Source organism: Streptomyces sp. HNM0574, assembly GCF_012726235.1.
Lineage (GTDB): Bacteria > Actinomycetota > Actinomycetes > Streptomycetales > Streptomycetaceae > Streptomyces.
The window spans coordinates 149780-162177 of the sequence record NZ_JAASAH010000002.1 but is presented as its reverse complement, the minus strand read 5'-3'; the positions used below and the strand labels follow the sequence as shown (position 1 = coordinate 162177).

The following is a 12398-nucleotide window of genomic DNA, read 5'->3' as shown; positions in this document are numbered from 1 at the left end:
GTGTGAGCCTCGCGGGAGAGTGCAGTACCGGCCGAAGTCTGGCATCCCCCGCCGACAACCGGGGCCGGGAGACCGGCCCGGCGCGCTGTATCCGCGTGCGCTGCGCGAAGATGGACGGGACAGAAGCGGAAGAACAGGCTGAAGAGGTTCCCCCATGGCAGCGCGCGTCCTGCTCGTCCGGCACGGTCAGACGGAGTGGTCGGTCACCGGCCAGCACACCGGCCGTACCGACATCCCCCTGCTCGAGGAGGGCCGGCGCGGCGCGAAGCTGCTCGGCGAGCGCCTGCACCGCGCGCCCTGGGACGGCCTCCCGGACGTCGAGGTGCGCACCAGCCCCCTGGTGCGGGCCGCCGAGACCTGCGAACTGGCCGGCTTCGGCGAGGCGGCCCGCCCCTGGGACGCGCTCATGGAGTGGGACTACGGCGCGTACGAGGGCCTGACGCCCGCGCAGATCAAACAGCGCGCGGGCGAGGACTGGTTCATCTGGCGCGACGGCGTCGAGGACGGCGAGGCGCTCGCGTCCGTCGCCGCGCGCATGGACGAGGTCGTCGAGTGGGCCCGCTCGGCCGACCGCGACGTCCTCCTCTTCGCGCACGGCCACGTGCTGCGCGTCCTCGGCGCCCGCTGGCTCGGCTACGACCCGTCCTTCGCGGCCAGGCTGCGCCTCTCGCCCGCCTCCCTCTCCGTCCTGGGCTGGGCGTACGGCGCCCCGGCCGTCGAGCGCTGGAACGACACCGGGCACCTGGACTGACCCGGGAGCCGCCCGTCAGGCCGTCTTCGCCCGTTCCAGGAAGGCGGCGACGGACGGCTCGGCGCGGTAGGGGCGCAGCCGCCGTGCCGTGGTGCCGAGCATGCCGCGGATGCGCGAGGACGTGACGGGGCCGAGCAGCGCGAGCGCCCGGGTGCCCGCCTCGGCGGCCTCCTCGGGGCGCCGCTGCGCCGCCAGGTCGCCGGAGAGCTCGGCCGTGAACAGCGCCTTGTTGCGCACGAAATGGGGGTCCTGGAGGGCCACCGCGCGGCGCGCGTGCTCCACCGCGCGGCCCCAGTCGCCCAGCGCCGACCAGCACTGGGCCTCCAGCCCGGCCTGCTCGGCCTCGCCGAAGAAGGACATCCACTCCGGGTCGCCGTCCGCCGGGCCCCGCTCGAAGTGGTGGTGCGCCCGGGCCAGCGCCTCCTGGCAGCCCGTACGGTCGCCCAGCCCGGCCCAGCCGCCGGCCTCGCGCAGGCTGAGCAGCGACAGCAGCCGCGCGGAACCCAGCTGCGCCGCCGCCGACTGCCCGGCCTGCGCGGCCCGTACGGCCTCGCGGGGGCGGTCCGCGTCCCGCGCGAGGAAGGCGGTGTTGCAGAAGGCGTGCGCCTCCAGCGCCGCGTCGGAGGCGACGCGGGCCGTGGCGAGCGCCTCGGCGTAGTGCGAGCGCGCGTCGTCGAACCGGCCGGAGTCGTGCGCCAACCAGCCGACGGAGATGGCCAGTTCGCCCGCGCCGTTGTGCAGCCGGTCGGAGACGGAGCGGCGGTGCGCCGTGGACTCCAGCAGCTCGTACGCGGCCCGGAGCGAGTCCCCGGCGCGGCGGAACAGGCCGTCGGCGCCGTGCCGGTCGTCGAGCAGCCGGATGCGGCGGACGGCGCCCTCCACGGCGCTCGCCTCCGCCTCGCCCGCGCGGTGTGCCGCGACGGCGGTCCGCTCGGCAGCGGCGGCGGGCCGCGCCCGCACGGCGTCCAGCAGGGGGGCGCCGATCGAGGCGGCCGCCAGGGCGGCCGGGCCGCCGGTCATAAACGCGCGACGTAGCACGTCGCTCTCCTCATGCATCTCGGGACAGTCGGTGAAGCTGTGATGGGCGTCGGCGGAAAGCGGTTCCGCGCGGCGCAACGGGGCCTGCGGGGGCGCCTGTTCACCTCCGTGAGCGCGACGGTCGCGCGCCGCGCGGCCGCGCACCGTCTCCCGTGGGGCGAAGCCCATGTCGGCGAGCGAGGAGCCCGGGAACATGTGCAGGAACACCCGCTCGTACGCGTAGTTGGGACACCGGATCTCTCCGGCCTCCACGCGCCCGATGTACCGGGCGTCGCACGAGACCTGTTCGCCGATCTCACGTGCCGACCGGCGTACGGCCGCCGCGAATTCGCCCGGGGAGAGGGCGCCCCGCAGCCGGCGAAAGGCGGTGTTGGGTCCGCGCCGCGGGCCCTGTGACGCAGAAGGTGACGACGCCATGGCGGGACCGTACAGGCTGTGACGACGGTCACTGCGTGGAGTTTGGCTACAAAACGGATATCTCACCCAGCATTTGCCATGAAGTGCCATCCTTTGCGGCGTTCCGCCGCCGTAGCCCTTGACACGTTGCTCCGTTGAACTCGGTATGACCGCCGCGGAGGAGCTCGGAGGAGGCGTCCCCATGCTGGACACCGGTGCACACGCCGACAGTTCGGTCGGCCGGGCACCCTGCGATCTGGTGACCGTCCCGGCCCGCCAGGGGCTCGAAGCCGTCGACATCCTGCGGCTGCGCGACGGCGTGGGCCCGGTGCTGCACGACAGAGCGGGCGACACCCTGGGCTTCCTCGTCCCGCCCGGCACCGCCGAGCACTGGGACCTGCCGGGCAGCGCCTGCACCGAGACCTGCGTACGGCCCCGCGCCGCCGCGGGCGACCCGCCCGTCACCGGCACCCGCTGGCTGGTCCCGCCCGAGGGCGCGCACGTCGCGGCCAGCGAACCGGCCGGGCTGCGCGCCGCGCTGTCCGAGGCGGCCCGCACCATCGAGGCCGCCGACCGCTGCCGCTGAACCGCCGCCCCGGTGGCCTGCGGCGATGCGGGATACTGGGGCCGTGGCGAAGGGCAGGAAGCGGGAGCGGAGCGAGGCCGGCGCACGGGAGAACTCCCGGACGCGGCGGACGCGGCAGGCACGGCAGCCGGTGGGCGCGGCCGTCGACGGCGGGTACGCCGAGCTGCTGCCCGACCCCGAGCGGCCCCGCGGCTGGACCCTCGCCCTCGACGGCGCGCCCCAGTCGTACGTCGACCTCGACGACCCGGCGTACCTCGACTTCGCCTACCAGCGCAGGCTCGGCCACATCGCCGACCTCGCCGCGCCGCCCGGACGCCCGCTGTCCGTGCTGCACCTCGGCGGCGGCGCGCTGACCCTGGCCCGCTACGTGGCGGCGACCCGCCCGCGCTCCGCCCAGCAGGCCGTGGAGCGGGACGAGCGGCTGGTGCAACTGGTGCGCGCGGAGCTGCCGTTGGACCGGAACTGGCGCATCCGGGTACGCGGCGGCGACGCCCGCGAGGCGCTCGCGAAGCTCCCCGACGACTGGGCCGGGCTCGTCATCGCCGACGTGTTCAGCGGCGCCGTCACCCCGGCCCACCTGACGACCACCGAGTTCCTCGGCGAGGTCCGCCGGGTGCTGGCGCCCGGCGGGCAGTACGCGGCGAACATCACCGACGGGCCGACCCCGTCCCGTACGCCCGGCTCCGGCGGCGGTCAGCTGGAGCATCTGCGGGGCCAGATCGCCACCGCGCGGGCGGTGTTCGGCGAGGTCTGCGCGGTGGCGGACCCGGCGGTGTGGCGCGGGCGGCGCTTCGGCAACTGCGTCCTGCTGGCGGGCGACGGCGCGCTGCCCGTCGCGGAGCTCACCCGCCGCGCGGCCGGCGACCCGCACCCGGCCCGGGTGGAGAGCGGCCGCGCGCTCGCGGACTTCGCGGGCGGCGCGGCACCCGTGACGGACGCGGCGGCCCGCCCCTCGCCCGAGCCGCCGCCCGGCGCCTTCGACTGACGCCCGGGGCGCCCGTCAGCCGTTGAAGGTCTCGATGCGGGGCGCGGACTCGTCCCAGCGGCAGAAGACCGTCGAGGCGCGGTCGCCCTGGGTGAACGTCACCCGGATCCAGGTCTCGGTCTTCCACACCTGCATCGACCAGCCGCCGTGCGGGGTGGCCGAGACGAGCGTCGCCGCGTCCTCGCCGACGTCGAAGACGGCCCGGCCCCCGGTCACCGACGCGCTCCGCACCTCACCGCTCGCGTCCCGGGACCCGCCGCCCGTACCCGGGCCGTCCGGACCGTCGTCGCCGCCGTCGGGGCTCGCGCCGCCCGGCGGCTCGGCGCCGGTGCTCCCCGGGGAGCGCGTGGGTGCCTCGCCCGAGGGGGAGGCGTCCGGCTTCTCGTCCCGGTCCGGCGCTGAGGGGCCGGGGGAGCGGGAGGGCTCGGGGCGGTGGGTGGACGAGGCGCGGGGCGGGTCCCCGCCGGCGCCGGGGGTGCCGGAGACGGGCATCGCGCGCGGCGGGTCGTACGCCGTGCCCGCCACGACGGTGTGCACGCCGAACCAGGACACGGTCACGGAGGCGCACGTGGCCAGCACCCACGCCCCGCTCTGCACCCACTGTCGTCGTTGCATCCGGCTCACCCTAATGGCGTACGGTTCCGCCCATGCCAAGTGTGCTCGTCGTCGAGGACGACCAGTTCGTCCGGTCAGCGCTCATCCGGCACCTCACCGAGGCCTCGCACACCGTGCGCAGCGTGGGCACGGCGCTGGAGGCGCTGCGCGAGGTGGCACAGGTCGGCTTCGACGTCGTCATCCTCGACCTCGGCCTGCCGGACCTCGACGGTGCCGAGGCGCTGAAGATGCTGCGCGGGGTCACCGACGTCCCCGTCATCGTGGCCACCGCGCGGGACGACGAGACGGAGATCGTGCGGCTGCTCAACGACGGCGCCGACGACTACCTCGTCAAACCGTTCTCGGTGGAGCACCTGTCCGCGCGGATGGCGGCCGTGCTGCGCCGGTCGCGCCCCGGCTCCGCTGCGGGCGCCGGGGAGGACCGGGCACTGCGGGTGGGCGGCCTGGCCGTCGACCCGCTGCGGCGGCAGGCCGAGCTGGACGGGCGGCCGCTGGACCTGACCCGGCGCGAGTTCGACCTGCTGGCCTTCCTCGCCGGACGCCCCGGCGTCGTCGTGGCCCGGCGGGAACTGCTCGCCGAGGTATGGCAGCAGAGCTACGGCGACGACCAGACCATCGACGTCCACCTCTCCTGGCTGCGCCGCAAGCTCGGCGAGACGGCGGCCAGCCCGCGCTATCTGCACACCCTGCGCGGAGTCGGGGTGAAGCTGGAGCCCCCGGGTGACGTGAGCGCCCGGCCGTGAGATGGGCCCTGGTCAAGGTCTGCCTCGCGGTGACCGTGATGGTGGTCATCGCGTTCGCCGTGCCGCTCGGCCTCGTCGTCAAGGAGATGGCCGCCGACCGCGCCCTGTCGAACGCCGAACGCCAGGCCGCGGCCGTCGGCCCGGCGCTGGCCATCACCACCGACCGGCAGCAGCTGAAGCGGGCCGTGGCCAGCACCCAGGCGGGCTCGGACGGACGCATCGCCGTCCACGTCCCCGCCGCGCCCGCGGACGCCCGCGGCTCCGGCGCACGCGCGCAGCCCGCCGTCGAACTCGGCGACCAGCGCGTCCCGCAGGACCGGCTGGACCGGGCGCGGGAGCGCGGCAGCAGCGCGACCGTACGGGTGCCCGGCGGGCTCGCGCTGCTGCTGCCGACGGCGGTGGCCAGCGGGGAGGTGGCCGTGGTCGAGGTGTTCGTGCCGGACGCGGAGATGACCAACGGCGTCACCACCTCCTGGGTCGTGCTCGCCGGGGTCGGCCTGGCCCTGATCGCCGGCTCGGTCGCCGTCGCCGACCGCTTCGGCACCCGCATGGTCCGCCCCGCCGAGCAACTCGCGGACGCGGCACACGAGTTGGGCGAGGGGCGGCTCGGCGTCCGGGTGCCCGAGGAGGGGCCGAAGGAGCTGCACTCGGCGGCCGTCGCCTTCAACGCCATGGCCGACCAGGTCGTCCAGCTGCTCGCCAAGGAGCGCGAGCTGGCCGCCGACCTGTCGCACCGGCTGCGCACCCCGCTGACCGTGCTGCGGCTGAACGCGGCCTCGCTCGGCGAGGGCGACGCGGCCGATCAGACCCGCGAGGCCGTGGCCACCCTGGAGGGCGAGGTCGACCAGATCATCCGCACCGCACGCGACCGCAAGGCCGCACAGCCCCCGGGCCCCGGCGTCCCGGCGGGCTGCGACGTCGCCGAAGTCGCCCGCGAGCGGATGGCGTTCTGGTCGGCGCTGGCCGAGGACGAGGGCCGCGAGGTCCGGCTGTCCGGGGTGGAACGCCCGGTACGCGTGCCGGTGGCCCGTACCGAACTCGCCACCGCGCTCGACGCGATGCTCGGCAACGTCTTCCGGCACACCCCCGAGGGCACCGCCTTCTCCGTCGACGTCCACCACGGCGGCTCCGCCACCGACTCCGTGATCGTCCTCGTCTCCGACGCGGGGCCCGGCATCGCCGACCCGGACGCGGCGCTGCGCCGCGGCCACGGGGACGGCAGCCGCGGCTCCACGGGGCTCGGGCTGGACATCGTGCGCCGGGTCGCCGAGTCGACCGGCGGCGACGTCCGCGTCGGCCGGTCCGTGCTGGGCGGCACCGAGGTGCGGATGTGGCTGGCGCTGCGCCCGGCCGAGACCCGCGGCGCGCGCCGCCGCCACCGGGTGCGCCGGCACGGCCGCCGCGCCGCCACCTGATGCCCGTCCTTCGTCCGCCTTAAGCGGGCCATAAGTCCCGCTGCCCGCGCCCCGGTTGGTCCCCTTCGCCCGTTTCGGCGGCGCTAGCGTGCTGCCCGGTCGACCACACCCCCCACGGGATCGCGATCCGCGCACCGGACCCCACACAAGAGGCAGCACTCATGACGAACACCGGCACCCACCGCCGACGCGTGCACCGCAAGGTGAAGCTCGCCGGCGCGGCAGCGGCGGCGGCGACGGTCGCGGCCGGCGGACTGGCCCTCGCCGGGAACGCCAGCGCGGGCCAGGAGGACGCGCCCCGCGCGGCGGGCCCCGCCTTCGCGCCGTACGTGGACACCTCCCTCCAGCCCTCGTACGACCTGGTGAAGAGCGCGGGGAAGACCGGCGTCAAGGAATTCCACCTCGCCTTCGTCACCGCCGGCGACGGCAGCTGCGTCCCCAAGTGGGGCGGCACCCAGGACCTCGGCGAGAACGCCGTCGCCCGGCAGGTCGACGCGCTGCGCGCCAAGGGCGGCGACGTACGGATCTCCTTCGGCGGCGCCAACGGCTCCGAACTCGCCCTCGCCTGCGACTCGGTGGCCGAACTCACCGCCGCCTACGGCAAGGTCGTCGAGACCTTCGGCCTGAAGAAGGCCGACTTCGACATCGAGGGCGGCGCCCTCCCCGACACCGAGGCGAACACCCGGCGCGCCAAGGCCGTCGCCGCGCTCCAGAAGGAGCACAAGGACCTCGACGTCTCCTTCACCCTGCCGGTCATGCCCGAGGGCCTCACCCCCGACGGCGAGCGCCTGCTGAAGGACGCGAAGCGGAACGGCGTCCGGGTCGACGCGGTCAACGTCATGGCGATGGACTACGGGCCCTCCTACGACGGCGACATGGGCGCGTACGCCACCAGCGCGGCCAAGGCCACCCAGAAGCAGGTCAAGAGCGCCCTGGACATCACGGACGACGCGGAGGCCTGGGCCACCGTCGCGATCACCCCGATGATCGGCGTCAACGACGTCCCCGTCGAGATCTTCACGCCCGAAGACGCCGCCGAGGTACGAAAGTTCGCCGAGGCCAAGGGCATGGCCTGGGTCTCGATGTGGTCCGGCACCCGCGACAAGCAGTGCCCCGGCGGCGCCAAGGACCAGGCGGACCCGACCTGTTCGAGCGTCGAGCAGCAGCCGTACGAGTTCACCGAGGCATTCACCGGCTGACCCGCGCGACCCCACGGAACAACCCCCCACACAACCCCCCACAGCGGGGCCACCCCATGGGCCCCGCCAGGACGGGGCACGGCGGAATCCATCCCCCCACCCGCCGTGCCCCGTCCTCTTCGTGCTCGCCTGTGTACGCTCCGGAGCGACGCGCCCGGGTTCCGGCCGCCAACCGGCAGGCACACGGGTGTAGTTCAATGATCACGGATGTGCTCGGACGACAGAGGTCCGCTGGGCCGACGGGGGAGGCACAAGCACCATGGCAGCAACAGGCGCCGCACGGGACAGGGACGGACGCGTCGGCCGTGGCGAGGGCGGGGCCCGCAGGGCCACGCGCCCCGGAGCGGGCACCCGGCCGACGCTGGAGCAGGTCGCCGCGCTGGCGGGCGTCGGCAGGGGCACCGCCTCCCGGGTCATCAACGGCTCGCCCCGGGTCAGCGACCACACCCGCGCGGCGGTCGAAGCGGCCGTCGCCGAACTCGGCTACGTCCCCAACCGCGCCGCCCGGGCCCTCGCCGCCGGAAGCGCCGACGCGATAGCCCTCGTCGTCCCCGAGCCCGAGACCCGCTTCGCCGAGCCGTACTTCTCCGGCATCCTCCGCGGCATCAGCACCGAAGTCGCCGACAGCGACATGCAGTTGCTCTTCACCCTCATACGTGACAGCCACGAGCGCGACCGGTTCGCGCAGTACGCCTCGGCCCACCGCATCGACGGCGCCCTGCTGGTCTCCGTGCACACCGACGACCCGCTGCCCGACGTCCTGGAGAACCTCGGCACCCCCACCGTCCTGGGCGGCCGCCGGGGCGAGGACGAGACCGTCGCGTACGTCGACGCCGACAACCGCAACGGCGCCCGCACCGCCGTCGAACACCTCGTCGCCCGCGGCCGCCGCGCTGTCGCCACCATCACCGGGCCCGCAGACATGTACGCCGCCCGCTGCCGCCTCGCGGGCTACCGCGACGCGCTGCGCGACGCGGGGCTCGACGACGACGAACGCCTCGTCGAACAGGCCGACTTCACCGAGGAGGGCGGCCGCCGCGCCATGCGCGCCCTCCTCGACCGCAGCCCCTCCCTCGACGCCGTCTTCTGCGCCTCCGACGTGATGGCCTCCGGCGCCCGCGTCGCCCTGCGCGAGCGGGGACGCTCCGTCCCCGAGGACGTCGCCCTCGTCGGCTTCGACGACTCGGCCGTCGCCCGCCACATGGACCCGCCGCTGACGACGGTGCGTCAGCCCATGGAGCAGATGGGCCGCGTCATGGCCCGCACCCTGCTCGACCGGATCGCCCAGCCGACGCGCGCGGGCGCGGGGGCAGGGGTGCCCCAGCTCGTCCTGCCGACCCGGCTGATCCCCCGCGCCTCCACCTGACCGCGCCAACACCCCACGCGAGCAGGGGAGTTCCGCGCGGCAGGCGCTCCGTCCGGCGGCTTCCGGACCGTCAGCCCGCGCGCGGGCCACGGACATGACGGGCAGTGAGACATCCCCGGCGCTTCACTCCTGTGGACACCGCCCGCGTGCGTACCGGTGCCGGGTGCCCTTTGCTTCACAGGTATGACTGCAACAACTCGGCACGCAGCGCAGACCGCCCGCCGGATAGCCGCCGGCACCCTCACCGCGGCCCTCCTCGTCGGCGGCCTCACCGCCGCCTCGGCCGCCCCGGCACCGGCGGCGGACCGGGGCCGGGCAGCACTGTCGAACGCGACGGAACGCGGCGCGGACGCCGCACAGGCCCTGGGGCCGCGACAGCGCGCGGCCGCCCCGTCCGGCGGCTGGGCCCGCCCCGTGACCGGCAGATACCCCGTCTCGCAGAAGTACGGAATCCGCGGCAAGTGGGCGGCCGGCCACCACACCGGCGTCGACCTCGCCGTCCCCAGCGGCACCCCCGTCCGGTCCGTCGGCAAGGGCCGGGTCGTCTTCGCCGGAACCTCCGGCGACTACGGCAAGGCCGTCACGATCCGCATGGCCGACGGCAAGTACACCCTCTTCGCGCACCTTTCGAAGATCTACGTACGCGCCGGCGCCCCCGTCGGAGCCGGGACGCTGATCGCGAAGTCCGGGAACACCGGCCGCTCCTCGGGCCCGCACCTGCACTTCGAGGTACGGGCCAAGCGCGGCTACGGCTCGGACATCGACCCCGTCGCGTACCTGGCCCGCAAGGGCGTACGGCTGACGTGAGAGCCACCCGGCGGGACGTGTGACGTACGTCATGCGGCCGCCGCCGGGCCGAGGTTGGTCCCCGGCGCCGCGCGGCGCTTTCCCTGAGAAGGCGCGGCGCCGGGGGCCACCGCACATCTACGGCCGCACACACGAAGAAGGCCCGGTCCGTTTTCCCGGACCGGGCCTTCTCCCTGAGGGTGAATGACGGGACTTGAACCCGCGACTTCCTGGACCACAACCAGGTGCTCTACCAACTGAGCTACATCCACCGTGACCCGCGCTTTCCTGCGCGGCCAAGAGAGAGTCTACATGCTCCGAGGGGGTGCTCGCTGCCAGGTTTCCCCGGCCCCCCTCGGAAGGGGATCATTCCGCGCGGGGGAGCACGTGCTTCGCCGCGATCTTCTTCGCCGTCTCCGAGTCCGGGCCTGGCTGCGGCACGAAGACCGACTCCCGGTAGTAGCGGAGCTCGGCGATCGACTCACGGATGTCCGCGAGCGCGCGGTGGTTGCCGTTCTTCTCCGGGCTGTTGAAGTAGGCACGCGGGTACCACCGCCGCGCCAGCTCCTTCACGGAGGACACGTCGACGATCCGGTAGTGCAGATGCCCCTCCAGCTCCGGCATGTCCCGGGCCAGGAAGCCGCGGTCGGTGCCGACGGAGTTGCCGCAGAGCGGGGTCTTCCCCGGCTCCGCCGCGTACTCCTTGATGTACGCCAGGACCTGCTGCTCGGCGTCGGCGAGCGTGGTGCCGCCCGCCAGCTCCTCCAGCAGGCCCGAGGCCGTGTGCATCTGCCGCACCACCTCGGGCATCGTCTCCAGCGCCTCGGCGGGGGGGCGGATCACGATGTCCACGCCCTCGCCGAGGATGTTCAGCTCGGAGTCGGTGACCAGGGCCGCCACCTCGATGAGCGCGTCGTCGGACAGCGAGAGCCCCGTCATCTCGCAGTCGATCCACACCATGCGATCGTTCATACGTTTCACCCTACGTCGCTCAGCCCCGGCCCCGGCCACGCTGTCCCGGCAGCCTGGAGGTGTACAGGTCGGATTCGGGCTTACCCGGAGTTCCCGGGCTTCCCGGCACCCTTCCGGCCTCCCTGGCGTCCCGGAGATCCCGCGCGTCCCGGGGCTCGCGGAGATCACGGGGATCCCGCAGCTCCCGGCCGTCCCTGGCCTCGCGGCCCTGGACCGGCTCCCGGTACTCCCGGCCCTCCGGACGCGGCGCCAGGGCGGACTCGGCGCGCGACGCGGGGACCGCGCCGTAGCCGTGCCCCTGCGGATACCCGGGCAGATGACCGCCCTGCCCCGGGATGCCCGCCTGGGCCACGCCCGCCGGCTCGGTGTGCGCCTCGTCACCGTTGCCCCCGCTGTCGGGCCGCCTGGCCCGGTACGCGGCCCGGTACGCGGCGGGCGAGGAGCCCAGCTGACGCCGGAAGTGCCCGCGCAGTGCCACCGGCGAGCGGAAGCCGCAGCGGCCCGCGACCTCGTCGACGGAGTAGTCGGAGGTCTCCAGCAGCCGCTGCGCCTGGAGCACCCGCTGTGTGATCAGCCACTGCAGGGGAGCGCTCCCGGTGAGCGAGCGGAAGCGGCGGTCGAAGGTCCGGCGGGACATGTACGCGCGTGCGGCGAGGGTCTCCACGTCGAACTGCTCGTGGAGGTGTTCCAGGGCCCACGCGACGACTTCCGCCAGCGGATCGGAGCCGATTTCCTCGGGTAAGGAGCGGTCGAGGTGGCGTGCGTGGCCACCCGACTCCGCGCCGTTGCCGCGCCGCGGCGGGACGACCAGGCGGCGGGCGAGCGCACCGGCCGCCTCGGCACCGTGGTCGGTCCGCACGACGTGCAGGCACAGGTCTATCCCGGCGGCCGTCCCCGCGGAGGTGAGGATGTCGCCGTCGTCGACGAAGAGTTCACGCGGATCGACGTGGACGGAGGGATAGCGCTTGGCCAGCGTCGGCGCGTACATCCAGTGCGTCGTCGCCGGGCGGGTGTCCAGCAGTCCGGCCGCGGCGAGCACGAACGCGCCGGTGCACAGCCCGACGATGCGGGCACCCTCCTCGTGTGCGCGGCGCAGCGCCTCCAGCGCCGCGGCCGGCGGGGGCTGGGTGATGGAGCGCCAGGCGGGGACCACGACGGTTCCCGCCCGGGAGAGCGCCTCGAGCCCGTAGGGCGCGCTCAGTTGGAGCCCGCCGGTGGTGCGCAGCGGGCCGTCCTCCCCGGCGCACACCAGCAGTCGGTAGCGGGGAACTCCCGCGTCCTGCCGGTCGATACCGAAGACGGACAGCGGTATGGAACTCTCGAAGATGGGACCACCGCTGAAGAGCAACACCGCCACGATCTCGCGCCGGCGGCGCGCGGCCAGCTTGCGGGTCGTCGTCGCCGGGCCGTTCGTGGAGTCCTGGCTCATTGGAACTAAGCCCCCCTCAATCGTCGCGTCCTCTCGGTCCTGCACGTTTCCCCCGCGGCGATAGCCAAGATCGAATCTACTGCGTCGGATGAGGTCGGCGGGACAAGTTCGACACCC

General features: G+C 74.6%; 11 protein-coding genes, 1 tRNA gene and 1 pseudogene. 8 read left to right on the top strand and 5 right to left on the bottom strand.

Annotated features, from left to right (window positions below):
- Positions 1-154 precede the first annotated feature (154 nt).
- On the top strand, positions 155-751 hold the full coding sequence (locus tag HCC30_RS04260) for a histidine phosphatase family protein (protein ID WP_169440642.1): 597 nt from the start codon (positions 155-157) through the stop codon (positions 749-751).
- Between the two features lie 15 nt (positions 752-766).
- On the opposite strand, the gene HCC30_RS04255 is transcribed toward HCC30_RS04260, so the two are convergent.
- On the bottom strand, positions 767-2206 hold the full coding sequence (locus tag HCC30_RS04255; protein WP_169440641.1) for a tetratricopeptide repeat protein: 1440 nt from the start codon (positions 2204-2206) through the stop codon (positions 767-769).
- A 181-nt stretch (positions 2207-2387) separates the two neighbouring features.
- Here HCC30_RS04255 and HCC30_RS04250 point away from each other — a divergent pair, with 181 nt between their 5' ends.
- Positions 2388-2771, top strand: a complete 384-nt coding sequence (locus HCC30_RS04250) for a hypothetical protein (RefSeq protein ID WP_169440640.1) — start codon at positions 2388-2390, stop codon at positions 2769-2771.
- A gap of 130 nt (positions 2772-2901) precedes the next feature.
- Positions 2902-3756 (top strand): fused MFS/spermidine synthase, encoded by an 855-nt coding sequence (locus HCC30_RS04245; RefSeq protein WP_346776516.1) that lies wholly within the window; start codon positions 2902-2904, stop codon positions 3754-3756.
- Positions 3757-3771: 15 nt separating this feature from the next.
- Here HCC30_RS04245 and HCC30_RS04240 read toward each other — a convergent pair whose 3' ends face one another.
- Complete coding sequence (locus HCC30_RS04240) at positions 3772-4371, bottom strand: hypothetical protein (protein WP_169440638.1); 600 nt, start codon at positions 4369-4371, stop codon at positions 3772-3774.
- A 32-nt stretch (positions 4372-4403) separates the two neighbouring features.
- Here HCC30_RS04240 and HCC30_RS04235 point away from each other — a divergent pair, with 32 nt between their 5' ends.
- The 5 genes and pseudogenes from HCC30_RS04235 (at position 4404) to HCC30_RS28955 (ending at position 9901) form a co-directional block, all read left to right on the top strand.
- Positions 4404-5114 (top strand): response regulator transcription factor, encoded by a 711-nt coding sequence (locus HCC30_RS04235; protein WP_169440637.1) that lies wholly within the window; start codon positions 4404-4406, stop codon positions 5112-5114.
- Positions 5111-6529, top strand: coding sequence for a HAMP domain-containing sensor histidine kinase (locus tag HCC30_RS04230; RefSeq protein WP_169440636.1), 1419 nt, complete (start codon positions 5111-5113; stop codon positions 6527-6529). Before HCC30_RS04235 ends, HCC30_RS04230 begins: the two co-directional genes overlap by 4 nt.
- 317 nt (positions 6530-6846) lie before the next feature.
- Positions 6847-7728 (top strand): annotated as a pseudogene (locus HCC30_RS04225) (chitinase); the annotation flags it as partial.
- A gap of 259 nt (positions 7729-7987) precedes the next feature.
- Complete coding sequence (locus tag HCC30_RS04220; protein WP_169440634.1) at positions 7988-9094, top strand: LacI family DNA-binding transcriptional regulator; 1107 nt, start codon at positions 7988-7990, stop codon at positions 9092-9094.
- A 183-nt stretch (positions 9095-9277) separates the two neighbouring features.
- Entirely contained in the window at positions 9278-9901 is a 624-nt protein-coding gene (locus HCC30_RS28955; RefSeq protein ID WP_169440633.1) for a M23 family metallopeptidase, read from the top strand.
- A 178-nt stretch (positions 9902-10079) separates the two neighbouring features.
- Here the strand turns inward: HCC30_RS28955 and HCC30_RS04210 are convergent.
- The 3 genes from HCC30_RS04210 to HCC30_RS04200 all read right to left on the bottom strand — a co-directional run bounded on the left by HCC30_RS04210 (position 10080) and on the right by HCC30_RS04200 (position 12281).
- Positions 10080-10152 (bottom strand) — tRNA-His (locus HCC30_RS04210).
- 94 nt (positions 10153-10246) lie between these two features.
- Entirely contained in the window at positions 10247-10852 is a 606-nt protein-coding gene (gene orn / locus HCC30_RS04205) for an oligoribonuclease (RefSeq protein WP_169440632.1), read from the bottom strand.
- A 19-nt stretch (positions 10853-10871) separates the two neighbouring features.
- Positions 10872-12281, bottom strand: a complete 1410-nt coding sequence (locus HCC30_RS04200; protein WP_169440631.1) for a helix-turn-helix domain-containing protein — start codon at positions 12279-12281, stop codon at positions 10872-10874.
- Positions 12282-12398 lie beyond the last annotated feature (117 nt).

Coding starts and splice junctions, on each gene's coding strand:
- HCC30_RS04260 (WP_169440642.1), top strand. CDS start 155: ATGGCAGCGCGCGTCCTGCTCGTCCGGCACGGTCAGACGGAGTGGTCG.
- HCC30_RS04255 (WP_169440641.1), bottom strand. CDS start 2,206: ATGGCGTCGTCACCTTCTGCGTCACAGGGCCCGCGGCGCGGACCCAAC.
- HCC30_RS04250 (WP_169440640.1), top strand. CDS start 2,388: ATGCTGGACACCGGTGCACACGCCGACAGTTCGGTCGGCCGGGCACCC.
- HCC30_RS04240 (WP_169440638.1), bottom strand. CDS start 4,371: ATGCAACGACGACAGTGGGTGCAGAGCGGGGCGTGGGTGCTGGCCACG.
- HCC30_RS04235 (WP_169440637.1), top strand. CDS start 4,404: ATGCCAAGTGTGCTCGTCGTCGAGGACGACCAGTTCGTCCGGTCAGCG.
- HCC30_RS04220 (WP_169440634.1), top strand. CDS start 7,988: ATGGCAGCAACAGGCGCCGCACGGGACAGGGACGGACGCGTCGGCCGT.
- HCC30_RS28955 (WP_169440633.1), top strand. CDS start 9,278: ATGACTGCAACAACTCGGCACGCAGCGCAGACCGCCCGCCGGATAGCC.
- orn (WP_169440632.1), bottom strand. CDS start 10,852: ATGAACGATCGCATGGTGTGGATCGACTGCGAGATGACGGGGCTCTCG.
- HCC30_RS04200 (WP_169440631.1), bottom strand. CDS start 12,281: ATGAGCCAGGACTCCACGAACGGCCCGGCGACGACGACCCGCAAGCTG.